The sequence below is a fragment of the Pseudomonas sp. 05N433 genome (genome assembly GCF_056396925.1).
The window spans coordinates 40,485-65,207 of the sequence record NZ_JBFTML010000001.1 but is presented as its reverse complement, the minus strand read 5'-3'; the positions used below and the strand labels follow the sequence as shown (position 1 = coordinate 65,207).

The 24,723-nt window shown below is 60.9% G+C and carries 22 protein-coding genes; 14 read left to right on the top strand and 8 right to left on the bottom strand.

Annotation, left to right across the window (positions count from 1 at the left end):
* Window positions 1-24 precede the first annotated feature (24 nt).
* Both AC1DIS_RS00305 and gcbA read right to left on the bottom strand, forming a co-directional pair.
* Window positions 25-1,971 (bottom strand): methyl-accepting chemotaxis protein, encoded by a 1,947-nt coding sequence (locus AC1DIS_RS00305; RefSeq protein ID WP_477779360.1) that lies wholly within the window; start codon window positions 1,969-1,971, stop codon window positions 25-27.
* A gap of 51 nt (window positions 1,972-2,022) precedes the next feature.
* Complete coding sequence (gene gcbA, locus AC1DIS_RS00300) at window positions 2,023-3,693, bottom strand: diguanylate cyclase GcbA (protein ID WP_096481248.1); 1,671 nt, start codon at window positions 3,691-3,693, stop codon at window positions 2,023-2,025.
* Window positions 3,694-3,983: 290 nt separating this feature from the next.
* On the opposite strand from gcbA, the gene AC1DIS_RS00295 reads away from it, so the two are divergent.
* The 6 genes from AC1DIS_RS00295 to AC1DIS_RS00270 all read left to right on the top strand — a co-directional run bounded on the left by AC1DIS_RS00295 (window position 3,984) and on the right by AC1DIS_RS00270 (window position 10,643).
* Window positions 3,984-5,051: a DUF2333 family protein gene (locus tag AC1DIS_RS00295; protein WP_064616066.1), complete on the top strand. Its 1,068-nt coding sequence runs from the start codon at window positions 3,984-3,986 to the stop codon at window positions 5,049-5,051.
* A gap of 3 nt (window positions 5,052-5,054) precedes the next feature.
* The gene (locus AC1DIS_RS00290; RefSeq protein WP_018928416.1) at window positions 5,055-5,612 is read left to right on the top strand and encodes an NUDIX hydrolase; all 558 of its coding nucleotides are present in this window, start codon (window positions 5,055-5,057) and stop codon (window positions 5,610-5,612) included.
* Window positions 5,613-5,787: 175 nt separating this feature from the next.
* On the top strand, window positions 5,788-6,159 hold the full coding sequence (locus AC1DIS_RS00285; RefSeq protein WP_477780699.1) for a translation initiation factor Sui1: 372 nt from the start codon (window positions 5,788-5,790) through the stop codon (window positions 6,157-6,159).
* 220 nt (window positions 6,160-6,379) lie between these two features.
* Complete coding sequence (speA, locus tag AC1DIS_RS00280; RefSeq protein ID WP_018928415.1) at window positions 6,380-8,293, top strand: arginine decarboxylase; 1,914 nt, start codon at window positions 6,380-6,382, stop codon at window positions 8,291-8,293.
* 233 nt (window positions 8,294-8,526) lie between these two features.
* A complete protein-coding gene (locus AC1DIS_RS00275; RefSeq protein ID WP_477744177.1) occupies window positions 8,527-9,849 on the top strand; it encodes a contractile injection system protein, VgrG/Pvc8 family in 1,323 nt (440 codons plus the stop codon).
* Window positions 9,846-10,643, top strand: a complete 798-nt coding sequence (locus tag AC1DIS_RS00270; RefSeq protein WP_477744176.1) for a DUF4123 domain-containing protein — start codon at window positions 9,846-9,848, stop codon at window positions 10,641-10,643. Before AC1DIS_RS00275 ends, AC1DIS_RS00270 begins: the two co-directional genes overlap by 4 nt.
* A 23-nt stretch (window positions 10,644-10,666) precedes the next feature.
* Here the strand turns inward: AC1DIS_RS00270 and AC1DIS_RS00265 are convergent, their stop codons facing one another.
* Entirely contained in the window at window positions 10,667-12,007 is a 1,341-nt protein-coding gene (locus tag AC1DIS_RS00265; RefSeq protein WP_477780698.1) for an MATE family efflux transporter, read from the bottom strand.
* Between the two features lie 85 nt (window positions 12,008-12,092).
* Complete coding sequence (locus AC1DIS_RS00260) at window positions 12,093-12,386, bottom strand: hypothetical protein (RefSeq protein WP_018928411.1); 294 nt, start codon at window positions 12,384-12,386, stop codon at window positions 12,093-12,095.
* A gap of 191 nt (window positions 12,387-12,577) precedes the next feature.
* Here AC1DIS_RS00260 and AC1DIS_RS00255 point away from each other — a divergent pair, with 191 nt between their 5' ends.
* From AC1DIS_RS00255 to AC1DIS_RS00235, 5 genes are all read left to right on the top strand, one after another.
* Entirely contained in the window at window positions 12,578-12,880 is a 303-nt protein-coding gene (locus AC1DIS_RS00255) for a MazG-like family protein (RefSeq protein ID WP_007937232.1), read from the top strand.
* Window positions 12,880-13,629, top strand: coding sequence for a methyltransferase domain-containing protein (locus tag AC1DIS_RS00250; RefSeq protein ID WP_019582282.1), 750 nt, complete (start codon window positions 12,880-12,882; stop codon window positions 13,627-13,629). Before AC1DIS_RS00255 ends, AC1DIS_RS00250 begins: the two co-directional genes overlap by 1 nt.
* Window positions 13,630-13,641: 12 nt before the next feature.
* Window positions 13,642-14,271: a DUF4136 domain-containing protein gene (locus tag AC1DIS_RS00245; protein ID WP_086944037.1), complete on the top strand. Its 630-nt coding sequence runs from the start codon at window positions 13,642-13,644 to the stop codon at window positions 14,269-14,271.
* A gap of 53 nt (window positions 14,272-14,324) precedes the next feature.
* Window positions 14,325-14,882, top strand: a complete 558-nt coding sequence (locus AC1DIS_RS00240) for a DUF4136 domain-containing protein (RefSeq protein WP_018928408.1) — start codon at window positions 14,325-14,327, stop codon at window positions 14,880-14,882.
* 253 nt (window positions 14,883-15,135) lie between these two features.
* Window positions 15,136-17,124 carry a pilus assembly protein TadG-related protein gene (locus AC1DIS_RS00235; RefSeq protein ID WP_477744173.1) on the top strand — a complete coding sequence of 663 codons (1,989 nt, stop codon included), beginning with the start codon at window positions 15,136-15,138 and terminating at the stop codon, window positions 17,122-17,124.
* Here AC1DIS_RS00235 and AC1DIS_RS00230 read toward each other — a convergent pair.
* On the bottom strand, window positions 17,094-19,862 hold the full coding sequence (locus tag AC1DIS_RS00230) for an ATP-binding protein (protein ID WP_477780697.1): 2,769 nt from the start codon (window positions 19,860-19,862) through the stop codon (window positions 17,094-17,096). The genes AC1DIS_RS00235 and AC1DIS_RS00230 overlap by 31 nt on opposite strands.
* Window positions 19,859-20,299: a TadE/TadG family type IV pilus assembly protein gene (locus AC1DIS_RS00225; RefSeq protein ID WP_018928405.1), complete on the bottom strand. Its 441-nt coding sequence runs from the start codon at window positions 20,297-20,299 to the stop codon at window positions 19,859-19,861. The genes AC1DIS_RS00230 and AC1DIS_RS00225 overlap by 4 nt, the downstream gene beginning before the upstream one ends.
* A 75-nt stretch (window positions 20,300-20,374) precedes the next feature.
* Between AC1DIS_RS00225 and AC1DIS_RS00220 the strand changes: the two genes are divergently transcribed.
* The 3 genes from AC1DIS_RS00220 (at window position 20,375) to AC1DIS_RS00210 (ending at window position 22,887) form a co-directional block, all read left to right on the top strand.
* On the top strand, window positions 20,375-20,845 hold the full coding sequence (locus AC1DIS_RS00220; protein WP_477744171.1) for a prepilin peptidase: 471 nt from the start codon (window positions 20,375-20,377) through the stop codon (window positions 20,843-20,845).
* Between the two features lie 109 nt (window positions 20,846-20,954).
* Window positions 20,955-21,758, top strand: coding sequence for a response regulator transcription factor (locus AC1DIS_RS00215; RefSeq protein ID WP_018928403.1), 804 nt, complete (start codon window positions 20,955-20,957; stop codon window positions 21,756-21,758).
* A 754-nt stretch (window positions 21,759-22,512) separates the two neighbouring features.
* Window positions 22,513-22,887, top strand: a complete 375-nt coding sequence (locus tag AC1DIS_RS00210; RefSeq protein WP_477744170.1) for a DUF6124 family protein — start codon at window positions 22,513-22,515, stop codon at window positions 22,885-22,887.
* Window positions 22,888-22,944: 57 nt separating this feature from the next.
* Here AC1DIS_RS00210 and AC1DIS_RS00205 read toward each other — a convergent pair whose 3' ends face one another.
* Window positions 22,945-23,835: a type II secretion system F family protein gene (locus AC1DIS_RS00205; RefSeq protein WP_064616076.1), complete on the bottom strand. Its 891-nt coding sequence runs from the start codon at window positions 23,833-23,835 to the stop codon at window positions 22,945-22,947.
* Window positions 23,832-24,716 carry a type II secretion system F family protein gene (locus tag AC1DIS_RS00200; protein WP_477780696.1) on the bottom strand — a complete coding sequence of 295 codons (885 nt, stop codon included), beginning with the start codon at window positions 24,714-24,716 and terminating at the stop codon, window positions 23,832-23,834. Before AC1DIS_RS00200 ends, AC1DIS_RS00205 begins: the two co-directional genes overlap by 4 nt.
* Window positions 24,717-24,723 lie beyond the last annotated feature (7 nt).

Genomic DNA, 24,723 nt, shown 5'->3' with positions numbered 1-24,723 from the left:
TTGGTAGCGTTCAGGCCCGAGCCCTTAAACCCGAAATGCCTGCACCGCTGTATGCAACTGCCCACCCAATGTCAGTAAATGTTCGCCTTGGCTGCGCCCTTCACCAATCCTCAGCAAGTTATCCCCACCCAATTGATGAATCCGCTCACTGTGATCGCGGATTTCGCTGACAGCGCCGCTCTGCTGGGCAGTGACATCGGCGATGCGCACGGCGGTGTCGGAAATGGTCTGGATCGCTCCGACGATTTTATCCAGCGCACCGTCGGCGGCCTGGGCCTGGTTGGCCGTGGCTTCGGCGTGTTCGACCTGGGCGCGCATGCCTTCGACCGATTGTCGCGCGGCGGTTTGCAGGCCGGCGATCAGTGTCTGAATCTCGGCGGTGGCACCGGCGGTGCGCTGCGCCAGTGAACGAACCTCTTCGGCCACCACCGCAAATCCCCGGCCCATCTCCCCGGCGCGGGCCGCCTCGATGGCGGCATTCAGCGCCAGCAGGTTGGTCTGATCGGCAATCGAGCGAATCACCGTCAGCACGCCGCCGATAGTCGCCGACTCTTCGGCCAGATGTTCGATCATCTGCGCGTTGCCTTGCACTTCACCCACCAGCGCATGCAGCCCGGTGAGGCTCAGGCCGATGACCTTCTGACCATGCTCCACCGCCAGCCCTGCATGACGACTGGCGTCCGCGGCCTGGCTGGCATCACCGGCGACTTGTTGAATCGTTGCTTCGAGTTCACCGAGAGAGTCGCGGATCAGCGCGGTGTCGCCGGCCTGATGCTCGGCGCCGCTGTGCAGGTCATTGCTCAATTCGGCCAGCGTCCGGCTGCTGCCGGCGACTTGCTCGGCATTGAGGCGAATGGTCCCCACCAGGTCGACCAGATAGGCACGCAAGCGATTGAGCGAAGCTTGAATGTCATGCAGTTCGCGGTTGGTCGCACCCAGTTGAATGTCGCGACTGAAGTCGCCCTCGGCCCAGATCGAAAGGGCTGGCGCCAGATTGGTCAGGGTTCGGGCCAGGCGTCGCTGTAAGGTATCGATGAGCAAGGCGATCAGCAGAATCAGCCCGATCATCACGCCCTGCATCAGCCGCACTTCGCCCTGGATTTGCCCGTGCTGGGCGCGCACTACCGGTTCCAGCCCGGCGATGGCCTGCTGCACGGCGGTGATTTTCAAGTGAGTCGCGGCGCCGAGGTCGGCGCGTTTCTGGATCTGTTCGCGGGTGTGTGCCAGTTCAGTCGGGTAGCGGGTGAGCAGGCTGTTGAGCTCACGCTTGAGGCTGACGCCGGCGTCTTCGGCGACGGCTTTCTCGGTGTTCTCCAGGCCCATCATGGCGGAGAAGTCATCGGTGTTCGATTCACTGCTGGCAGTCACCCCCAGCAGCGGCAAGCTGTTCAATTGTTCAGCCTGAACGCGGATGCTGGCGACTTCGCGCTCGACATCGGCGGCCAGTTCACTGCGCCCGCTGCTGACCAGTTTGTCCCGGGCCAAAGACAACTTGCCCAGATGCTGGGAAGCTGCGAGCAAAGGCGTCAGATACGCCGCGTTGCCGTTGGCGTATTGGCTGAGCTGATCGAGGCTGGCACCGAGCTCGCGCTCGGCTTGCAGCAGCAGGGCTTGTGGATCGCCGGCGAGTTTGCCGGCAGCCAGCAGGTCCGTCTTGCTGAACTCTTCCAGGCTCGACAGGCTGGGGTGCAAGGTATCGGCCAGGGGCGGAGGTAATTCGCCGAGCTCCTTTTGCAGGCTGTCGATGGCCTGGCTGGCGCTGCTCAGACGCAGGGCATCGCCGCTGGTCAGGTAATCCTCGACGTTGCGCGCCACTTCATTTTGAAACTGCTGGGACAGGCCCAGGTAACGCTCCATCAACAGATAGGGGCGTTCCAGGGCTTTTTGCGACCACCAGAGGGTCGCGCCGAGGGCCACGCACACGGCGACCAGAAGGAGGGTATTGAGATTGGTCAACAGCTTCAGGCGCATTGCGGACTACCAACGGCAGAATGGTAAGTGCCTGAAGTTATTGCGTTTCTGTTACAGCGTTATGACCGAATCGGTCGATTCCGATGAAAAAGTGGCACTTTGCTTTGACTCCCGCGCGGCTTGCACGCGGTTGCGTCCGGCGTCCTTGGCGCGGTACAGCGCCTCGTCTGCCTGTGTGGCCATCATCAGGCTGTCGGAGCCTTCGTGCAGTTCGACGACGCCGGCACTGAAGGTGCACCAGAGGTCCTGGGGCTGCGCGGGGTAGTGAATTTCGGCAAAGCGCTGACGGATTTCATCGAGCACCTTGTAGGCCGATTCAATATCGGTGTCCGGCATGACGATGGCGAACTCTTCACCGCCGTAACGGCCGATGAAGTCGCTCTTGCGCAACCGTTGCTTGAGGAACAGCGCCAGGCTCTTGATCACCCGGTCGCCCATGGGATGGCCGTGGCTGTCGTTGACCCGTTTGAAGTGGTCGATGTCGAGCATCGCAAAGCTCAGCGGCTTGTTTTCGCGACGGGCACGGAATGAACAGTCTTCGAGCAGCTGCAGGATATGGGTGTGGTTGTACAAGCCAGTCAGGCTGTCGCGCACCATCCGCGCTTTCAGATTGCGCGCCCGCGCCGCGCGGTTGCGCACGGTGGTGATCAGGTGGCGCGGCTTGATCGGTTTGGTCAGGAAGTCGTCGCCGCCCTCACTCATGGCGTCGAGCTGCTTGTCCAGATCGTCTTCGGCCGACAGATAAATGATCGGCACGCTGACATAGCGGTCGTTATGGCGGATCACCTTGGCCAGTTCCGTACCGGTGCAGGCCGGCATGTACATGTCGAGGATGATCAGGTCCGGCTGGAAATCCGCCAGCTCGGCCATGGCCTGGATCGGTTCGATCAAGGTCCGCGTGACGATCCCGGCGCTGTTGAGCAGGCGTTCGGTGTGCAAGGCCTGTGCGCGGGAGTCGTCGATGATCAGCACTTTATAAGGTTCGTACTGGGCGACGCAGGTCAGCACTTCGATCTTTTCCAGCAGGCTCGAGGCTTCGAGGGTGCCGGTGAGAAACTCCTGGCCGCCGGCGCGCACGGCGGCGAGGCGGGTCGGGGTGTCGGTTTCGTGCAGGCTGAAAAACAACAGCGGCAAGGGCTGCTCCAAGCCTTGCTGGGCTTCGGCCGCCAGTTTCAGGCCGATGCCGGCGCCGCTGAAGTCGACGTCCATGACAATCGCCGCCGGTAAGCGCTCGACCATCGAGGCGCGGAACGCGGCAACACTGCCCAGGGATTGGGCGCTGAGCCCGAAGAACTCAAGTTGCTTGGCCAGCCGTTCGGCCCGGTCGTGATCCTGCAGCATCACGTAGATCGGTTTGCGCAGCGGCGGCAGGAAGGTGTGTTCGAGCTGATCGCCATGGCGCAGGCCGGTGCGGGACAAGCGCTGCATCAGGCGGTTGAGGTCAGTGATCAATCCGCTGCTCAGGCGTCCGCGATTGGCGTCGACGGCCTCCAGCGACTGGCCGATATGACGGGCCAGCAGGGTGTGTTCCGGTTGTTCGAAACGTTCGGCAAAGCGCAGCAGGCGCAGATTGGCCTCGCTCAGCTCCGACAGGTCGGTGATGGACCATTCATTGCGTTGCAGACGTTGCCATATCTCAAGAATCTGACGTGCCTGATGAATTACCCGCTGGGCAAAGTGGTGCTTGAGGCGCTCACGGCTGGGGTCTTCTGGCTCGGTCATATCCTGACTACTAGTTAGGGTGCATGCTGAGATCGACTGGTGGCTCTATGCTAGCATCTCTTTTCAATTGCATGAGTGTCCTGCGTCAATAATCTGCAAAGCGACATCATTCAGTTCCCGACCGACTGGTCGCATAGGCTCAAGGCTGTGCTTCATTTATAGTGATGGCTTCGATTGCAGTCATTGTATGGCTCGCTGTGTCCCGCAGGATTTAATGCGCGGCAAATAAGGCACGATGGCGTAGGGTTGTAGTCGAACCGATGAACTCAAGTGATTGAAAGGATATCGCCATGCTGGACTGGAAGAACCGCACGGGCAGCGCGCCTGAGCGTGCCGCTGAACCGAAATCGGCCACCCGCAGTTATTTTGGTGGCCTGTTGTTCAGCCGGGCGCTGGCCACTCTGATTTGCCTTTACTTGTTGGTGGCTATCGCGCTGGGCTGGTACTGGAGCCAGGAACCCGCGCTGTTCCCGGTTCAGCAGAATGCCCAGATGGCAGCTGAGAAAGAAGGTAAGCAGATGGTGGTCGGGTACACCACGGTGGAAACCCTCAAGACCGTCGCCGGTACCTTGCTGACCAAACCGGGTGGCTATATTTCCAACGACCGTTTCCCGCCGGGCCTGTGGATGGACAATATGCCGAGCTGGGAATATGGCGTGCTGGTCCAGGTCCGCGACCTGAGCCGTGCGCTGCGTAAAGACTTCGCCCGTTCCCAGTCGCAGTCCGCCGAAGACGCCGACCTGGCCAAGGCCGAGCCGCGCTTCAACTTCGACAACAAGAGCTGGGTGTTGCCATCCAGTGAGTCCGAGTATCAGGAAGGCATCAACTCCCTGAGCCGCTATCAGGCACGCCTGTCGGGGCCTGACCAGAAGAGCGCGCTGTTCTACGCCCGCGCCGACAACCTGAACAACTGGCTGGGTGATGTAGGGACCCGTCTGGGCTCGCTGTCGCAACGGCTGTCGGCCAGCGTTGGTCGGGTCAAGCTCAACACTGCGCTGAAAACCGAAATCCCGGCGCTCGGCCAGGTGCCGCAGGTTGACGAAGAAGTCGTTGAAACCCCGTGGATGCAGATCGATAACGTGTTCTACGAAGCCCGTGGTCAGGCCTGGGCATTGTCCCATCTGCTGCGCGCCATCGAAGTCGACTTCGCCGATGTGCTGGCGAAGAAAAACGCTACGGTCAGCGTGCGCCAGATCATCCGTGAGCTGGAGGCTTCGCAAGAGCCGGTCTGGAGCCCGATGATCCTCAACGGCAGCGGCTTCGGTGTGCTGGCCAACCACTCGCTGGTCATGGCCAATTACATCTCCCGGGCCAACGCCGCGGTGATCGACTTGCGTCAACTGCTCAATCAGGGCTGAGTCATGGTAGATAGCGCTAAAGAGGCCGCCCACCGCGCGGCCTCCGATGCCGAACAGATCGCCTGGGTCGACGAGCGGGACAACCTGCTCGGCGCCCTGGTGCGCTCCGACCTGCGTGAGCGTGGGCTGATCGGGCGCGGCACCTACATCATGCTGTTCAATTCTGCCGGTGAGCTGTGCGTTCACCGGCGCACCCTGAGCAAGGCGATTTATCCCGGTTATTGGGACGTGGCGGCCGGCGGCATGGTGCTGGCCACCGAGACCTACGCCGAATCGGCGGCCCGTGAGCTGGAAGAAGAGCTGGGGGTGAGCGGTGTGGAACTGACCGCCCACGATCACTTTTTCTTCGAGGACACCGGCAACCGGCTCTGGTGTTCGGCGTTTTCGGCGGTGTGGGACGGCCCATTGATCCTGCAGCCGGAAGAGGTGCTGGAAGCGCGCTTTATCCCGATCGATCAGGTCCTGCTGGAAATTCAGCAAAAGCCGTACTGCCCGGACTCTTTGGCAGCCCTGAAGCGCTATCTTCGCGCCCAAGGGGATGACGTCGCAAAAGAGCTGTAAATTGGCGCCGATTGGCTCTTAGCAAGTCGGCTTTTTGCCGTTACACTGCGCGACCTTTTCAAGCTGAACCGGCAGTGCCCGGCTCAGTAGCGCTGCCCCTGCCTGAGTGGGGCTTCGCGGTCGATAACCTTGCCCAAGGTTGCGATCAGTCTTTGTCCTCCCAAGAGGATTGCCGGTGGCCAAAAAAGCCGCATCCTTCGCCGCCCTTGGTGGCCTGGTATTTTCCACCGACGCAGGTCGTCATTGCCCGGAATGCAGTAAACCGGTGGATGCCTGCATCTGCAAACAAACCGTTATCCCGGCCGGCGACGGCATCGCTCGCGTGCGTCGCGAAAGCAAGGGCCGTGGCGGCAAGACGGTGACGACCATCACCGGCGTGCCGTTGGCCGAAGACGCGCTCAAGGAACTGGCCACCACGTTGAAGAAACGTTGTGGGACCGGTGGGGCGTWGAAAGACGGGATCATCGAAATCCAGGGCGATCATGTCGAGCTACTCTTGGCTGAGCTGATCAAACACGGTTTCAAAGCGAAGAAGTCCGGCGGCTAGCAGCCTCTGTGAAAACCACCCGCGGCTTGATCCAGTCCTGATTTCATTCTGGTCTGGCGTCGTCTCCATGGTTTTCACAGAGCCTGTTCATGACCGGTTTCTAAACTCACTGCGGTCAGCGAGGTCTACCCCCTCGTTGACGAAACGTCATTTTCATTCTTTAGACTGCGCCGGCCTGAACTCAAGGCGACGCTCTATGACTTCTTTATAGGGGACTTCGATGTCCGTAAGACGCACACGCAAAGACGATGGCAGCCAATGGACAGTTGCGGACAGCCGCAGTGTTTACGGGATTCGCCATTGGGGGGCCGGGTATTTCGCGATCAATGACGCCGGTCGCGTCGAAGTTCGTCCGAACGGCCCGACCAGTTCGCCTATCGACCTGTTCGAGCAAGTCGACCAACTGCGCAAAAGCGGTTTGTCCTTGCCGCTGCTGGTGCGTTTCCCAGACATCCTGCAAGACCGCGTGCGTCAGCTGACCGGTGCGTTCGACGCCAACATCGAGCGCCTGGAATACCAGAGCAAGTACACCGCGCTGTACCCGATCAAGGTCAACCAGCAGGAAGCGGTGATCGAGAACATCATCGCCACCCAGAACGTATCGATCGGTCTGGAAGCCGGCTCCAAGCCTGAGCTGCTGGCGGTACTGGCGCTGGCGCCGAAGGGCGGCACCATTGTCTGCAACGGTTACAAGGACCGTGAGTTCATCCGTCTGGCGCTGATGGGCCAGAAGCTGGGCCACAACGTGTTCATCGTGATCGAGAAAGAATCCGAAGTCGGTCTGGTGATCGAAGAAGCGGCGTCGCTCAAGGTCAAGCCTCAGGTCGGCCTGCGTGTGCGTCTGTCGTCCCTGGCGTCGAGCAAGTGGGCAGACACCGGTGGCGAAAAATCCAAGTTCGGCCTGTCGGCGGCGCAACTGCTGTCGGTGGTCGAGCGTTTCCGTGCCGCTGGCCTGGACCAGGGCATTCGCCTGCTGCACTTCCACATGGGTTCGCAGATCGCCAACCTGGCGGACTACCAGCACGGCTTCAAGGAAGCGATTCGTTACTACGGCGAACTGCGCAACCTTGGCCTGCCGGTCGATCACATCGACGTCGGCGGCGGTTTGGGCGTGGACTACGACGGTACACACTCGCGTAACGCCAGTTCGATCAACTACGACATGGACGATTACGCCGGTGTCGTGGTCGGGATGCTCAAGGAATTCTGCGATGCGCAGAGCCTGCCGCACCCGAACATCTTCTCTGAAAGCGGCCGCTCCCTGACCGCCCACCACGCGATGCTGGTGGTGCAGGTGACCGACGTCGAGAAACACAACGACGACGTGCCGAAGATCGACAACAAGGAAGAACTGCCGGAAACCGTGCAGTGGCTGGTTGACCTGCTCGGCCCGACCGACATCGAAATGGTCACCGAGACCTACTGGCGCGCCACGCACTACATGAGTGACGTGGCCACCCAATACGCCGATGGCAAGCTGACCCTGGCGCAAAAAGCCCTGGCCGAGCAATGCTACTTCGCCGTTTGCCGCCGCCTGCACAACTCGTTGAAGGCCCGTCAGCGTTCCCACCGTCAGGTGCTCGACGAACTCAACGACAAGCTGGCCGACAAGTACATCTGCAACTTCTCGGTATTCCAGAGCCTGCCGGACACCTGGGCCATCGGCCAGGTCCTGCCGATCCTGCCGCTGCACCGTCTCGACGAAGAGCCGCTGCGCCGTGCAGTGCTGCAAGACTTGACCTGCGACTCCGACGGCAAGATCAAGCAGTACGTCGACGAGCAGAGCATCGAGACCAGCCTGCCGGTGCACGGTCTGAACGAGGGTGAAGACTACCTGCTGGGGATCTTCCTGGTCGGTGCCTACCAGGAAATTCTTGGCGACATGCACAACCTGTTCGGTGACACCGACTCGGTGAACATCTATCAGAATGCTGACGGCAGCGTGTACCACGCAGGTATCGAAACCCACGACACCATCGAAGACATGCTGCGTTACGTGCACTTGTCGCCGGAAGAGCTGATGACTCACTACCGCGACAAGTGCGCCAGTGCCCGCATCAGCGCCAGCGAGCGCACCCAGTTCCTTGATGCCTTGCGTCTGGGCCTGACCCGTTCGTCTTACCTGTCTTCTTGAGGTAGGGCACCGCGCCCATCAGGTTGTCTGAAATTTCTCCGTAGGTTGCGGAAATTTCAGATGACCTGGTGCGGGGCTTCTCTTTTGTCACGCGAAATAGCCCACATACCGAGCAATCCAAGCGATGTGGTCTTCTTTTCGCGTAGGTCATTTCCTAAGTTGTACTTCGGCACTCTACTCGGCCATGTCTCTCAGCGAGAATCCCCGGCCGCCCCTCCTGTAGAGAATCGCCGATGTTCGATTCAGTCAACGAGCCGTCATTTCGTCTGGATATAGCGGGTCTTGCCGACCCCTTTGAGGTCTTGACCTTTACCGGTAGTGAAGCGATCAGCGAGCCTTTTGCGTTCGACGTGGATCTACTGAACGATGACCCGACACTGGACCTTGCAAGCCTGCTGTACCGCTCGGCCTTTTTACACTTCGGGCCGCAGGGGGAGGGTATTCACGGACAGTTGCTTGGCCTCGTTCAACCCGGCCATGGCAATGAGCCCAGGCTTTGTCGTATGCGTCTGGGCCCCAGGCTTGCTTGCCTGGCCCAGCGCTTCAATCAGCGAATTTTCAGCGATCGCTCGGTGCCGGACATTCTCGCCCAGGTTCTCAAGGAGCACGGCATTGCCGGCAAGGATCGTCGTTTCGACCTGAACGGCGATTACCCGTCCCGTGATTTCTGCACGCAGTACCGGGAGTCGGACCTGCAGTTTTTCCAGCGTCTATGCGCCCAGGAGCGGCTTCATTACTACTTCGAGCACCGTACGCGCGGGCATTGTCTGGTCTTGGGCGACGGTCCGGGGCAGTTTCGCCGTGGCGAAGAGAGGGTCTTCGAGGATGTGAGCGAGCGACCGGGAGTGCATCAGTTCAAGCTTCATGGCTGCGGGCAGATTGCCGAGGGGCAGACGAACCTGCCAACGCTGCGCAGCGGTCAACTGATGCCGTTGTCCGGTCATCCGTATGCGGACTGGAATCGTCTCTGGCTAGTGACCCATGTCGAGCATCAGGGAGGACAACAGCCAGATTTTTTGTATCGCAACCAGCTGCGCGTCGTTGCGCAGGAGGTGCCTTACATCGCGGCTCATCCCGTTGTGAAACCCAGGATGCACAGCCTGCAAAGGGGATGGGTAGTCGACGTCGGTGAATCTCGCCCCGATCCCGGCAGATCGGTCGCCGTGCAGTTTGACTGGCTATATCAGGGCGAAGGCGCAGCCCCCAGCCACTGTTGGTTGCCGTTGTCTGGCGAGCTGGAAAGCGCGGGTGTCATGCCCTTGAGTGAGGGCACGCAAGTGCTGGTGAGCTTTATCGAAGGTGATCCTGATCAACCGTTGATCAGCGGATTTCTTCCCGGAGCACCGTCCAGCGCAGAGCCGGGCATGGTCGAGCTGCTATCCGCCTCGACCACTGAAGCCAGCCGCGCGGTTGATGGTTTATTGGGCTTGCTGCAATCCAGCGAACCCTTGGTACTCCTGTGTTTGCTGCCAGGTGGGGGCAGTTTCAGTCATTGCGCGCAATCCTTATGCACTTGCCGGGCAGCGACGCAGCTTGGCCAGAGCGGTGCGGCATGATTGCCGTTCAGGCGCCCGACTCGACCCCGCAATGGCTGTTGCTCGATGTGCCGGGCGTGCCTCAGGCCGGTGCGATGTTGCGGCAACAGTTTGCTCATGTCCGATGGTTCTGGCTGTTCGAAGGCAGCGAGTTTCATCCGTTGCGTGAGCACGGGCCAGTGTTGGTCGACCTTCGCGAATGCCCGGCACTCGCCGAGCTGTACTCAAGTGAGCCGCATACATGGGGCGGGTTGCTGCTGGTCAGTGAAGCCTCTTCATCACAACTGCTGGAGCATTTGCGCCGCATGCTCACCGTCACCTTCAGCCTGCATCACCGGGCCTTGTTGAGTTACTACAACCCTCAAACGGCGAGTTACTTTTTCGATGCCTGCGATGCGCAGGAGCTGAGTCGCTGGCTCGGTCCGATCGATCAGTTACGCTGGTTCGGCGGCACTTGGGCCGATCGGGCCATTGGCTGTCTGGGCTGGCAACAGTTGTTCAATCCACGGCTTGCCGTCAGGCCGCTGGCCATCGAAGAAAACCTCAGCTCGCGTCAGCGAGACAGCTTGCAGACCTGCCTGCTGGAGCAGCATGCCTGGCGCTGGAGCCGATCCACCGGCACCGACTACAACAGCTTGTGGGCTCACCTGCAGGAAGGGCTGGCGCTGGGTTTCAGTGAGCGCTCGGTGCTCGACGGCTGGTTATGGCTGCGCTTGCAGCACCCTGACGCCGTGCCAGGGCAGTCGTTATCGGGAACCACCCAGCAGGAGCGTCTCGATAGCCTGCGCAACCTGTGGCAGAACGATCAACCCTGAACGGGTTGAAGGTATGTCGCTCGTCATCCTTTTAACCAGCCGTCGTTCTTGCGCAAGTACCAGGCGAATGTGCCAAGGGTCAGGCTGCGCAGCACCATGAACAGCAGGAAGGTTATCCACAGTCCATGGTTGCCCAAGCCTTGCAGTATCCAGGCGAAGGGCAGTAGCAGGATCACGGTCAACAGCATGCCGTTGCGCATTTCCCGGGCGCGGGTGGCGCCGATGAACAGGCCGTCGAGCAGGTAACTCCAGACCGCAATCAGCGGCAGCGCGGCGAGGTACGGCAGGTAGATGAAGGCGGTGTCGCGCACGCTCTGGATGTTGGTCTGCATCTGGATGAACAGGTGCCCGGCGTACAGAAACAGCAAGGCGAACCCCAGGCTTGCCAGCAGCGACCAACCGCACGCCACCACCAGTGAGCGGCGCAGGGCATCACGGTCGCGAGCGCCGATGGCGTGTCCGCACAGGGCTTCCACGGCGTGGGCCAGACCGTCCAGCGCATGGGCGGTCAGCAGCAGGCCGTTGAGCAGCAGCGCATTGGCGGCGACCGTGGCATCGCCCAGTCGTGCACCCTGCACGGTGATCAGGAAGAACACCGACTGCAACGCCAGGCTGCGGATGAAAATATCGCGGTTGACCGCCAACAATGGGCGCCAGCTCTGCCACAACGCCAATGCGGCCCAGGCGATATGGCCGGGATAGGCGCGCAGGGCTTTGCGGGTCATGAACAGGCCGATCAATGCGCCGGTCCACTCGGCGATCACCGAGGCCCGTGCCGCGCCGACCACTCCCCACTCCAGGCCAAGCACAAACCACAGGTTGAGTGCGATGTTGACCAGGTTGGTGCTCAGCAGAATCGCCAGCGGAGCCCGGGCATTCTGGGTGCCGAGAAACCAGYCGACCAGCGCATAACTGGCCAGCGCCGCCGGCAGGCCGAACAGCCGTGTGTGGAAAAACTCGCGGGTCAGTTGATCCAGCTCTGCCGACGGTTGCATGAAGTGCAACGCGACCCCGCTCAACGGCACACCTAACGCCCCCAACAAAATGGCCAGGCCCATGGCCAACAACAGACCTTGCAGCAAAATCTGCCGCAACGCAGCGCCATCCCCACGCCCGGCCGCCTGGGCGGCAAATCCGGTGGAGCCCATGCGCAGAAAGCCCATGGCCCAGGCAAGAAAGGTATACAGACTGGCGCCCACCGCGACGGCGCCGAGCTGATGAGCATAGGGCAGGTGACCGATGACGGTACTGTCGACCAGCGCCACCAGCGGTACGGAAATGTTCGAGAGAATCATCGGGGCGGCGAGCGCCCAGACGCGGCGATGGGTCGGACGGTCGCGCCAGTCGGCAATCAGGTTGGACATGCAGGCTCCTTGGGGGCGCCTGCATTGTAGCGACGAACTCGGAATCCGCATCGATCCATTGTGGAAGCGAGCCTGTGTGGCAGCCTTAGTGAATGATCCAGCTCAGCAACCACAACCCCAGCAGCAACCAGATAATCCCCATGATGATCGACGCGTTCATGAAGGCGCGGATCGCCGACCACAGCAGCATCAGCCCGAGGATCAAGGTGATGATGCTGATGATCGAGGTTTCCATGCCCAATGCCTGGGCCAGCCCTTCGACAAAATTGCTGCCGGCGTTGCTCAACAGGTTGAACAGGCCACTGAGGGTGTCGATGATAAAACGGATGACCGAACCGATTGCCTGGCCGAGCCATTCGAAAAAGCTGTCTACCTGCATGTGTACGTCCTGATGGAGTGGTGGCGTGGTTGCCGGATCCGAGCCTTGGGCTATTGATCGTGCTCCCGGGTTCCCGTGGAAGCTGCCGAAGGCTGCGATTTTTTTGAGTATGGCGCAAGTACGCAGGCACAACGCTGCCACTTGCCTTCACCCGTCATCCCCCTGAAGCTATACGCCTTCAGGAGAGCCCGATGAACCTTGTTGAACTGACCGAACGCCTGCACGCCATTCGTGACCGCAATGACTGGCGGCAATTTCACAGCCCGAAAAACCTGGCCATGGCCGCGAGCGTGGAAATGTCCGAGCTGGTGGAAATCTTCCAGTGGCTGACCGAAGACCAGTCGCGCCAGTTGCCGGCGGACAAACTGGCCCATGCCGGGCAGGAAATCGGCGACATCGTGCTGTATTTACTGCTGCTGTGCAGCGAGTTGGGACTGGACATGAATGAAGTGGTACGTAACAAGCTCGCGGACAGCGAACGGCGGTTCAGCTGATGAGCGACCGTCATTTCGATCAGTTGGCGACCCGCTTCGCTGAAAAAATCTACGGTGGCGCCAAAGGGGCGATCCGCCTCGCGGTGCTGCAGGCCGACCTGGCCGAAACCCTGCCGGACCGCCCGTTGCGCGTACTGGACATCGGTGCCGGCCTGGGCCACATGTCGTTGTGGCTGGCCCAGCGCGGTCACCAGGTGACCCTGGCCGAACCCGCCGAGCCGATGCTTGAAGGCGCTCGCCAGCGTTTTGCCGAAGCCGGGCAGACCGCGACATTCATTCAGGCGCCGTGGCAGGAGTTGCTTGGTCAGCTCACCGAACCCTACGACCTGGTGCTGTGCCACGCCGTGCTGGAATGGCTGGCCGAACCCCATGCCATTTTGCCAGTGCTGCATCAGCTGACGAAGCCGGATGGCTGGTTGTCCCTGGCGTTCTATAACCGCGATGCGCTGATCTACCGCAACCTGCTCAAGGGCCATTTCCGCAAGATGCGCAAGAACGACATGGCCGGCGAGAAGCAGAGCCTGACGCCGCAACAGCCGCTTGATCCACGGGAGCTGGCAGCGCAACTTGAGGGTCTGTGGCGGGTCGAAACCCAGAGTGGAGTGCGGGTTTTTCATGACTACATGCCGGTGGAATTCCAGGCCCGCGCCGAACTGCTCGACTTGCTCGAAATGGAACTGGCTCACCGCCGTCACCCAAGCTTCGCCGGGCTTGGGCGCTACTTGCACTGGATCTGTCGGCCGATCTGACCGGAGTGCGCAATGAATAGTCGTTCAGGTTTACTGGTGATCTGTCTCGGGTTGGCGGCCTGTCAGGGCAGCAACCCTTACATCGCGACGTCCAATCCCTTGCCACCGGCACCGCCCCAGGCCGCCGGCACTTTCGACCGCAGCGCCTACCCGGCGGCGCCACGGGATTACGGTCGCTACCGCAGCTGGGCCTGGCTCAACGGGCGCCTGCCTGCGGGCACGGCCTGGGCCGATTCGGAGCAGGTGGCCGAAGTCGTCAGCAATGCCCTTGACCAGCGCGGCTTGCGCCCACTGCACGACAACCGCCCGGCGGACCTGTTGGTCAGCGCCGACCTGCATCTGGAAACCCGCTTGCGCCAGGTGCAGGACGGCTCTGGTTACGGTGGCGGCTATGGCGGCGGGTATTACGGCGGTGGTTACAACCGCTATGGCACGGGTTACGGCATGTACAACAGCGTGCCGGTCGTCCGTACTTATCAGGTACAGGTTGTGGTGGTGCGGGTCGATCTGTTCGACGCAAGCACCGGTCAACCGGTGTGGAGTGCCAGTGCCGAAACCAGCAGTCAGGGCAACCAGAGCGAACGTGCCGATGCCCTGCGCGAAGCTGTCGAAAAGGCCATGTCGGCGTATCCTCCTAGTTAGCTTCCTGTTCAGGAAGCCTCCCGCAGGTGCATGTCTTCAATCGGAGAAAAATCATGTTCCGCCGTCTCGTTTTACTGGCCATCGCCGCGCTGCTCACTGCCTGCGCCGCCAACGAGGTCAATCATGACTTCGATGCCAGCCGCGACTTTGCCGCCTATCGCAGCTGGAGCTGGAAAGAGCCCGCCGTGCAGTACCGTCCAGACGACCCACGGATCAAGAGTGACCTGACCGAGCAACGCATCCGCCAGGCCGTTGCCGATCAACTGGATCAGCGTGGCTTGCGTCCGGCCGCCGCCGGCGCCAAGGCAGACCTTAAGGTGCAGACCTACCTGATCGTTGAAGATCGCCAGCAACAAGTGACCACCTCCTATGGCGGTGGTTATGGTGGTCCATGGAACGGCTATTGGGGCGGGCCGATGTACAACGAAACCCGCAACGTCAGCTACAAGGTGGCGACCATCCAGATCGACCTGCTCGATGGCAAGGACGGCAAACTGGTGTGGCGTGGCAGCGACGAGCAAACCCTCAGCCGCACACCGAAGCCAGAGGACCGCAGCAGTACGATACGCCAGACGGTCGGGCGCATATTGGCTAACTATCCACCGCGCTAAATGGCTTAACCCTCTAACACTACAGCCCCTGTAGGAGCGAGGCTTGCCCGCGAAGAAGACACCGCGGTTTTTCAGTCATTACGCGTTATCGTTCTTCGCGGGCAAGCCTCGCTCCTACAGGATCTTCGTCGTCACACAAGCCCGCAATAAGTTGGTGGGATGGCTAGTTGCCAGCAATCCGGCAAACCCTTGTCTACACTGCTCTTCATCAATGGAGGTAGCCCTCGGCGGTGCGCCGGCAAAGGAGTGCGCCATGTCTCCCTGCTTGCAGTTTCGTAGCCCGGCCCGGCAACGGGGAGCGATCGGTTTGATGGCAGTGCTGACCCTCGGCATGGCCCTGGTGTTCCTGCTGATCGTGGTCGACAGTGGCCGCTTGTACCTGGAAAAACGCAGCTTGCAGCGGATAGCCGACATGGCCGCACTGGAGGCTGCCACGCGCAACGGTGATTGCGCCGTGGGTGCCAGCGCTACCGCCTATGCCACCGCCAGCGTAAACCGCAACGGCTTCACCCTTCCTGACCCCACGCGCAGCCTGGCGGTAGCCTGTGGCACCTTGAGCCTGGACGCCAACAGTCTTCGGGTTTTTGTGGCTAACCCAAGCAGCAGCGAAGCCATTCGGGTGATCGTCAGTCATTCAGTGCCGCAGAGTTTCGCCGGTGGCGTTGGCGCCCTGTTCGGCGGTGCGCCGGCCGGGGCCACCCTCAACCTGACGGCGACCGCCGTTGCGGCGCTGCCGCCACCGCTGGCATCGCTGACCCTGCGCACCACAGCGCTGAGCATCGATAGCAGCAAGTCGGCCACCCTCAATGCGCTGTTCGGCGGTTTGCTCGGCGGCAGTCTGAACCTGTCCGTGGCAGGGTGGGATGGGTTGGTGAACACCAACATCAGCCTGCTGGGTTACCTTGATCGACTGAAGGTCGACCTCGGCCTCAACGCCGCCGGGTATAACCAGGTATTGGGCGCTTCGGTGGCCGTCAGCCAGTTGATCCAGACCGCCGTCAATGTGCTGGACCCCGGCGGCACCCTCGGCGCGACGGCGACTATTGTCGGTCTGCAAGCCCTCAAGGTGGCCGCTGGCTCCACGACTGTGGTGTTGGGCAATCTGCTGCACGTCGAGAACGGCAGCGACGTCTCAACGTTCGCGACGACTGTGAGTGTGTTCAACCTGATCGAAGGCGTCGTGCAACTGGCCAACAAGAAAAACGGTGTGGTGGCGACAGTGCCGATCAATCTGGCAGGGCTGGCGCAAATCACCGCTCGGGTGCAGGTGTTGGAGCCGCCGCAACTCTCCGCGATCGGCAATCCGAAAAACGCCGCGCTGGATCCGCTGGGGCCCAATCGGATCTACGTGAGAACCGCACAGCTTCGCACGTTGTTGTCGATCGACTTGCCGGCGCTGGACGCCATCGCGGCGCTGGTCAATGCCGCGGCGGATCTGGCAGGACCGCTGACCAACACCCTCAACGCCTTGCTCAATCTCGACCTGGTGGCGGTGCTCAACTCACTGACCTGTGCCATCGGCGTGCCCTGTCAGACGCCCGACGTCATCGTGCTACCGGGGCCGATACGGCTCGACGTGGCGCTGGACGTCGCCAGTGCCGATAGTTACGTCACGGCTTACAGCTGCATCAGCAACACCAACACCAACAAAACCCTGACCACCAACACCAGCGCATCGCTGGTGAACCTGAAAATCGGCCGGATCGATGCCGCCAGTATGTTCGGCAGCAACACCGTACCACCGACGGTCACGGTGCAGCCGTTGAAGCTGATCGATATCGGGATCAAAACCTGCCGCAGGTTTTTGTTCGTGCCCATAACCTGCGATCCGCGTGTATCTGGCGTCGGTGGTGGCATCGATGTCGTTGCCGACACCAGTGTGGCGGCGAACACCAACATGCCCCATGTCTACTCCGCACCACCGGCCAACAGCCTGCCGGACATCAGCCAGCCGCCGTTTTACTACTCATTTTCCACCAGCAGCATTGTCAGCAACTTGCTCAACACCCCGGTCAACCTTCACGTCGATATGTATGGCCCGTCAGGCAGTCTCGTCGGCGGTCTGGGGGCGATCCTGAGCAGCGTGACCAGTTTGCTGGTCAGCGCAATCAACGGCGTGCTCAACCCGTTGCTCGACAGTCTGATCAACACTGTGCTGATAAGCCTTGGGGTCGACTTGAACAAGGTCGACGTCGGCGCCAACCTCAGTTGTCACTCAGGGCGCGCGTCGCTGGTGATCTGATCGCCCGTGACAATCGGCAACTCGATGCAGAAGCGGGCGCCCTCGGCCGAGTTTCTTACGCTCAACCGTCCGCCCATGTTCTCGACGATGCCGTAACTCACCGACAACCCGAGCCCGGTGCCGACGCCCACCGGTTTGGTGGTGAAGAATGGCTCGAAAATCCGCTCCAGCAACCGTGGGTCGATGCCGCCGCCGTTGTCCTCGACCCACAGCCGCACTGAATGCTCATCACGTTCGGCGTACAGCGAAATCCACGGTTTGAACGCCGGGTCGGCCTCGCGTTTGCTCAGCAACGCATCCCGTGCATTGACCATCAGGTTGATCAGCACCTGTTCCAGCTGATCGACGTAACCGCGCACCTGCACATCAAAACCGCTCTCGCTGACCCGCAGCTCAATGCCTTTGCCGCGCAAGCCTTCGGACAGCAGCGCCAGCGTGCCCTCGATGGCTTGAACCGGATTGAACGGCTGCTGCTCGACCTCCGAACGCCGGCCGAACACCCGCATGTGATCCACCACCTTCGCGGCGCGCTGGACTTGTGCGTCGATGCGATTGAGCTTGTCAGTCAGGTAATCGATTTGCGCATCGCCATTGCTCAGACGCTTGAGCACATTGACGATGGCCATGCGCATCACGTTCAGCGGCTGATTGATTTCATGGGCAAGCCCGGTGGCCATTTCGCCGAGGGTGGCCATTTTCGCGCTCTGGGTAAGCTGCTGCTGGGCGCGCCTGACCTCAGTGTTGTCGCGGCCCACGGCCTGAATTTCCAGCAAACGACCCTGGTCGTCGAACACGCCGCGATCCGACCAGACCCACCAGGCATGTTCCCGTCCCGGCAGTTGCAGGTTGATCTCCGCAGTGCTGACCGGGAACTCCGGGCTCAGTCTACTGAGGCGCTGGAGGAACGCTTCGCGCTGCTCCGACGACATCCAGCTGCCCAGGTTCACCCCCGGCAGCTGCTCGGGTTGGCATTCCAGATAGGTCGCCAGAGGCCGGTTGCCGAACGTCAGCGTCAGGTCGGGGCGGTAGCGGCAGATCATCGCCGGGGAGTCTTCCACCAGGATCCGGTAGCGCTCTTCACTCTGTTTGACTTTCTCGGTGGCCAGGGTCGCCTCGGTGACATCCAGCCACAGGCCCACGGCTTCCACCGGCAACCCGAGGTCATCGCGCAGCAGTTTGGCTTCGTCGAGCAGCCAGTGGTAATCGCCGTGACTGTCGCGCAGTCGATAACGGGCGCTCACCGAACCCTCGCGCAGCAGTTGCCGGGTACGCTCGAAATAGCCGTCGCGGTCTTCAGGATGGACCCGCTCCACCAGCGAGCCTGCGGCGCAATCGGCGAGCGACCAACCGAGCAGCGGCAACAGGCTGTCACTGAAAAACGTCGGTTGCAGCGCCCCTTCGACATAGCGCTGCACGTAGATCACCGCCGGTGAACTGGCGATCAGGTTGTCCAGCCGGGCATGGGCGGCAGCGGCGTTCTGCTGTTGGTTTTTGATGTCGCTGATGTCGAGCATGAAACCCACCAGCCGGCGGTTTTTACCGATGCCCAACGCCTGGCCTTGCAGTCGGTACCAGATCGGCGTTTGTGTCGTGTCGGGGCGATGCAGCCGTACGCACAACAGCAACGGCGCGCCTTCGTCTTGCAAGGATTGCAGGCGAATCGTCAGCTCTTCACGGTCGGCGGGATGAATCTGTTCGAGCCAGTCGTGCAGCGGAAAACGAGTGTTCGCAAGGTTCAGCGTATTGGCGAGCGACGGCGCCAATTGCACTTCGGCATGGTCGCTGAAGACCTCCCACCAACCGGTACCGAGCAAGGCTTGTAGAGATTCCAGCCGCTCCAGTTGCAGATGGTGTTGATGTTCACGCAAGCGCTCAAGCAGCGGCCCGGCCAGGGCGGCGGTGAGTTGCAACCAGTCGCGCTCGCTCAAGTCGGGGGCACGTTCTTGCACCGGGTAGAAACCACAGAGCAACCACGCGACCACGCCCAGGGCATTGCGATAGGGCACCGCGAACCCTTCGGCATTGCCGAAGATACTTTGCAGGCGTGGGTGCTCGCTGGGTGTCAGCTGTTGGGGGACTGAGCCATTCAAACTGTCGAGGCCGGTGYCCAGGCGTTGATGGGTTTCCCACAACCTTGGTGCATCGAAGGCCGTGTACTGCTGGTGAATCAACCAACCCTCGGCCTGTTCATCGAGCAAGGCCATGGCCATGCACGGGATCTGAAAACGCTGGGCCAGGCCTTGCAGTTGTTCGGCCAGTACCTCGGGCAGGCGCGTCAGGCTGCACAGGCGCAACTGCTCGCTGACCTGCGCCGCGAGCAACTGGCACTGTTCACGACTGCGCGCTTGTCGACGTTCGAGCAACAGATCGCCGATGTCGATCAACTGCAATAACCATCCTTCGCCCAACGGCTGCACCCAGCCGCGCAAGTGCAGCGGTTGTCCGGCGAGGCTGAAAAAATCCAGGTCCAGGTTTTGTCCCTGCCACTCGGCCGGTGTGCCTTCGACCGACAGGGCGCTATGGGGCATGAGGTAATCGAGCAGGTGCGGTGACTGCGCGTCGGGTATCTGTTGCGCCAGCAGATGCCGCAACGGACCGCTCAGCTGAATCACTCGACCTTCATCATTCAGATGCAGCTGCAAGCCGACACGCTGCACGCTCGCAGGCTCTGGCGTGTTCGGGGTCTGTGGCGGGTGACGATTGAGCAGACGCCCGAAGAGTTTGTCCCCGGAGCTCAAAACTGCAGGCTCGATTGGGCCGTGAGGGTCGGCGGCAGATTGGGCACCGAACCGATTCCCGGCAGTACCAGAAACGGCAGCACTTGATTCAGTTTACTGGTGGGGTAGTTGATGCTGACCGTCAGCACGCCGCCGGTGTAGGTGGCGCTGGCGTCGGTGGCCACGTTGAAATTCAGCGCGGCGGGAATCCAGGCCAGCTGCCGGGTCAGTTCGGTGGTCGCGATGTTTCTGACCGCCGTGTCGTAATTGGCGGTGCTCGGGTCCAGCGCCACACTGCGACGCACCGCTTCGGCCGTGGATTTATTGAACGATTGCATCAGCAACAGCGGCAGGCTGTAACTGACCAATCCATAAAACACGGCGAAAAAAATCACGAACACCAAGGCAAACTCAATCGCCACGGCACCTTTTTGCTTGCGGGGGAGGCCTGTTTTCATGAGTGCGTCTACCCTGACAATTACTGCGTAGTGTCAGCATAGAATCATTCAGCCAAAACGGACGTTTTTTACCGGATGCAGAGCCTTGTCCTACTCATCTGGCTGACGCTTTGCGCAGCACAGGATGCCCGAGAGCGCCACATCGCCAATGGCCTGACCGTCGGTGCAGGTGTGCTGGCGCTTATCTATCTGTTGTGGACAGGGACTACGTGGCTGGGGGCCGAGGCGGTGCAGGGCGGCTGGGCTTTGTTGTTGGCATTGGCCTTCACCTTGCCCGGTTATGCAGTGCGACGCATGGGGGCAGGCGACGTGAAGCTGATGGCGACGCTGGGTCTTGCGACGGACGGTACGCACCTGCTCGGCGGTTTCATCGGCGCCGGGGTGGCCAGTGTGCTCTGGCTGCTGCTGGCGCCAAGACTCTGGCTGCATATGGGGCAGAGGCTTAGAACGCGTCTTCGTTACCTGGAGCCTGGCGCGTCAAAAAAGCAGCCCTTTGCGCCGTTCGTGCTGGTGGGTGTGCTGCTCACACTGGCCTGGATGCATTAATCGCAGGCGTCCCCTGTTCTATGTACATAGTTGGAAAGTGCGTCTACTTTCAAAATTGTTGTTGTACAGCCTGTGGTGTCGGTGCAGGAGCAGCCAAGCCAGACTTGGCATGGAGTGGCACGTGAACAAGCTTACCTCGGCAGTAAAAGTTCTTGTGGTTGATGATGAGCCGTTGATTGTCGAAGAGCTTTGCGAGTTCATCGAGCTCAATGGTTATCGCTGTGTGCCTTGTGTCTCCGGCCATCAGGCGATCGAGCGTTTCAGCGAAGACGTGAATATCGGCTTGGTGCTGTGTGATTTGCAGATGCCTGACATGGATGGCATCCAGCTTGTCCAGGCGCTGCAGCGGTTGTCCGGCAAGCATCGGGCGTTCGAGGCGATCATGCTCACCGGGCATGCGAACAAGCAGGATGTGATCAAGGCTTTGCGTATCGGGTTCGCCGATTACTATCAGAAGCCGATTGATCTGGCTGAGTTGCTCGAAGGTTTGCAGCGTCAGGAGGTGGCCTTGCAGGAGCGGCAGAGAAATCTGCAGTTGGGGCATTTGAGTCAGAAGCTGCAGTACCTTTGTGAATCGATCGATGAGCTTTATCAGGATCTGGACAAGGTTCGTCGGGGGGCGTCTCCGGAACCTGTGTCAGGTTCAGTTGACGGTGTGGTCGGTGAACCGGAGCGGGTGGTGGGGATGCCGGCGGTGTTCAATCAGTTGTCGCCGCGTCAGTTGGAGGTGGCGCAGTTGGTGGGCAAGGGGCAGACCAATTATCAGATTGCCTGTGAGTTGGGGATTACCGAGAACACGGTGAAGCTTTATGTGTCGCAGGTGTTGCGGTTGACGCATATGCATAATCGTACGCAGGTGGCGTTGGCGTTGTCGCCCGGGAATGCCGGGGGGCGGCGGGTTTCTGCGCATTGATCTTGGCGGCCTTTGGGCCGGCCATGTTCTTGTTGACCGGGTACATATCCATTTCTGCGGTAACGGCTGCTTAGGGTTCCGCTCTTACAGCGGGTCACTTTTGGCAAACGCCCCAAAAGTAACCAAAAGGTCTCGCCCCGAACGTACGGCCCCTCGCTAAGGCTCGGGGTTCCTTCGCTCCGGTATTCATCTGGGGGCATCGCCCTACGGTTGGCTTCGCTTCAACCTACATGCGATGTGTTCGACTGCGTCGAACGGCGCTACGCGCCAATCCCCAGATGAACACCGGAACGAGGCCTCCCGAAGGGGCGGGTGAATCAAGATCAAAAGCGGCAGGCGAGCTAACGCTCGGCCTGTTGAGTGGTGAGGGGCGGGTGTACGCCGCTCCATTGTGGGAGCGGGCTTGCTCGCGATGGTGGCCTTACAGGCAACGATGTTTATTGGTCGGTAAAAACGTCAGAACCTTCCCACATGTTTTTCAGGTTGCCCGTCGGAAGCGGCGTCTCTAGCCTTTGTCCGTCGCTGACAATTCAGCGACCGGGCGTCGCGGCTCGATTCTTGAGGCATAATCGCTCCACCGAACAACAACACTTTTTGGTGTCTGTCGTTTCGTGTCATGGCGACTGTGCGCGGGATACCTTCGGGTATGCCGAGCAAGCCTCAGGGGTCGGTCCGCGAACCCGCGTACAGCTGCCACCCCAAATTGCGTCGCGGCAATTTGGAAGTGGCTCCATTTCATCCCGGAGGTGTAATCATGTTCAAAGCCACACCAAATCCCCCTGAAACTGATGACGTTTCGCCCTACGAATCCCTCGATTCGAAAAAACTTAACGAAGCCGCCGAACGCGCGCTCGACCACTACCTAAAACCACCACCCAAACAACCCGAAGGCCGCAAGCCAAGCAGGATGTTTCAGGTCGCCCCGGACATGGACAACGAAAGCCTGCTGGCCCATGTCTGCGAATCACTGGCCTCGGCCAGCGTCATGACCAGCGACATCGCCGCCTATGTCGACGCCCCGCAGCGGCATACGCTCCTGGCGATTCAGCAGGTGATCATGCTGGCCGAGCTGGCGGTGAATCGGGTGCTGGATAACGTCGACGTACCAAAACCCGCGCCACACAGCTGACCCCTTGCAGGAGCGAGCCCCTCACCACGGGCTCGCTCCTGCAGGATCACCGGTCTTTCAAGAACCAAAAGCCCGCGCCAGCGCGGTGAAGCTCGGTCCGGCCAGCACGATCAGCAACGCCGGGAAGAGAAACAACATCATCACCACGGACATTTTCGCGGACATTTTGGAGATGTATTCCTGCAAGCGTGTCAGGCGTCGGTCATCGAGCAGCAGCTTGAGCGCCAGCAGTGATTTCATCGCGCCGCCGCCTTGGTGAATCAGTTGTTGAAGGATCACGCAGGTGTCGGTGAATTCGTCCACCGCGAGCAATTGGGTGGCCTTGTTCAGTTCTTCGCCCAGTTCCAGACCGGAATCGACCCGTGCCAGTATCAGGCGCAATTCGTGGGTCAGGGTCGGTAGCAGTTGTTTGCCTTCGACGCTCAACACTCGCAGTGACTGTTCCACCGCCATGCCGGATTCGAACAGGATGCGCAGCAGTGGAATGAAGGTTGATACCTCGATCGCCAGTTGTTTTTGCCGCTGCTGCGCGGCGGCGGCGAGCAAGCGTTTGGGCAGCAGGTAACCGAGGGCTGTGGCGAGGGTTGGAGTGATCCAGTGGTTGTTCACCTGCGGGAAGAACAGGCCCTGAATCAACAGGCACAGGGCCAACGCCAGCACCGGTGTGCCGATCTGGCAGGCGGCGAACAGCGAGCGTTGTCGGGCGCTGCGCCAGCCGAGGCGGTTGAGCAGGGTCTGGGTTTCGTTGTCCAGTTGGATCGAACGCTGACCGATGCGGCTGTCGCCCAGCAGTTGTAGCCAGTGACTGACGCGATGGTCGCTCAGCGGTTTGCCGTCCAGCCGTTGGGCTACCTGGCGTGCACGCCGGTGCTGGTCCAGCAGGCCACTGAGCAGCAACAGCGTGGCCGCCAGAAACAGCAGTGCGCTCAGCAGCAGGGCGATTTTCATACGCTTCGCAACATGCGCCACAGCGCCAGGCAGCCCACGACCTGCAAGCCGAACGCGGTCGCCAGCATCATTTGTCCCGAGCCGCTGTTCCACATGGCCAACAGGTATTTCGGATTGGACACCAAAAAGTAACCGGCAAGCCCCACAGGCATCAGCCCCAGCACCACGGCCGTGACGCGGGTTTCGCCGGTCATGGCGCGCAGTTGGCGCGCCGCCTGGTCTCGTTCGCGGATCATTTTGATCAGGTTTTCAAACAGCTCACTGGCATTGCCGCCGTAGCGGTGATTGACCTTCAGGCCCAGGGCGAACAGGCGAAACTCGTCTTTCTCATACAGCTCGGCGAGGTCCGAGATGGCGTCCGGCAGGCTGACGCCCAAGTGCACGTTGCGTTGAACCCGAGCCATGGCGTCTTTCAGTGGCGCTTCGGCGGCGTTGATGGCGCCCAGCACTGCATCGGCCAGGGTGCGTCCGGACTTCAGGCTGCGCACGGTGTGGTCGAGCAGCGTCGGCAGTTGTTCGATCATGCGCTTGAGTCGGCGCTGATATCGCCAGCTGATGTACAGCCGCAGAGCCAGGGGCGGCACCAGTAGCAACATCAACAAACCGATCCAGCCCGCGAGGGCAAACCCCAGCAGGGCGCCCAAGGCCCAGAGCAGCAGCCACGACCCGATGCGCTCGGTGGGGCGCCCGAGGCCGGCGCGTAGAAAGGTCCGTTCCAGGCCAGACCAGGATGATTTCGCCACGGTCAGTTGCGGTTGCCCCTGGGTCAGGCGGCCGAGGGTTCGGTCGATGCYGGCCTGGCGCAGACTGTTGTAGAACAAACGGATCGACACCCCCAACAGCGTCAGGCAAAGCAGGATGAGCAGCGCCGGTTTGAGCATGCCGTGA

Coding starts and splice junctions, on each gene's coding strand:
- AC1DIS_RS00250 (WP_019582282.1), top strand. CDS start 12,880: ATGAGCGACCGTCATTTCGATCAGTTGGCGACCCGCTTCGCTGAAAAA.
- speA (WP_018928415.1), top strand. CDS start 6,380: ATGTCCGTAAGACGCACACGCAAAGACGATGGCAGCCAATGGACAGTT.
- AC1DIS_RS00240 (WP_018928408.1), top strand. CDS start 14,325: ATGTTCCGCCGTCTCGTTTTACTGGCCATCGCCGCGCTGCTCACTGCC.
- AC1DIS_RS00255 (WP_007937232.1), top strand. CDS start 12,578: ATGAACCTTGTTGAACTGACCGAACGCCTGCACGCCATTCGTGACCGC.
- gcbA (WP_096481248.1), bottom strand. CDS start 3,693: ATGACCGAGCCAGAAGACCCCAGCCGTGAGCGCCTCAAGCACCACTTT.
- AC1DIS_RS00290 (WP_018928416.1), top strand. CDS start 5,055: ATGGTAGATAGCGCTAAAGAGGCCGCCCACCGCGCGGCCTCCGATGCC.
- AC1DIS_RS00220 (WP_477744171.1), top strand. CDS start 20,375: ATGCAGAGCCTTGTCCTACTCATCTGGCTGACGCTTTGCGCAGCACAG.
- AC1DIS_RS00270 (WP_477744176.1), top strand. CDS start 9,846: ATGATTGCCGTTCAGGCGCCCGACTCGACCCCGCAATGGCTGTTGCTC.
- AC1DIS_RS00215 (WP_018928403.1), top strand. CDS start 20,955: ATGGAGTGGCACGTGAACAAGCTTACCTCGGCAGTAAAAGTTCTTGTG.
- AC1DIS_RS00235 (WP_477744173.1), top strand. CDS start 15,136: ATGTCTCCCTGCTTGCAGTTTCGTAGCCCGGCCCGGCAACGGGGAGCG.
- AC1DIS_RS00275 (WP_477744177.1), top strand. CDS start 8,527: ATGTTCGATTCAGTCAACGAGCCGTCATTTCGTCTGGATATAGCGGGT.
- AC1DIS_RS00295 (WP_064616066.1), top strand. CDS start 3,984: ATGCTGGACTGGAAGAACCGCACGGGCAGCGCGCCTGAGCGTGCCGCT.
- AC1DIS_RS00210 (WP_477744170.1), top strand. CDS start 22,513: ATGTTCAAAGCCACACCAAATCCCCCTGAAACTGATGACGTTTCGCCC.
- AC1DIS_RS00305 (WP_477779360.1), bottom strand. CDS start 1,971: ATGCGCCTGAAGCTGTTGACCAATCTCAATACCCTCCTTCTGGTCGCC.
- AC1DIS_RS00225 (WP_018928405.1), bottom strand. CDS start 20,299: ATGAAAACAGGCCTCCCCCGCAAGCAAAAAGGTGCCGTGGCGATTGAG.
- AC1DIS_RS00245 (WP_086944037.1), top strand. CDS start 13,642: ATGAATAGTCGTTCAGGTTTACTGGTGATCTGTCTCGGGTTGGCGGCC.
- AC1DIS_RS00260 (WP_018928411.1), bottom strand. CDS start 12,386: ATGCAGGTAGACAGCTTTTTCGAATGGCTCGGCCAGGCAATCGGTTCG.
- AC1DIS_RS00205 (WP_064616076.1), bottom strand. CDS start 23,835: ATGAAAATCGCCCTGCTGCTGAGCGCACTGCTGTTTCTGGCGGCCACG.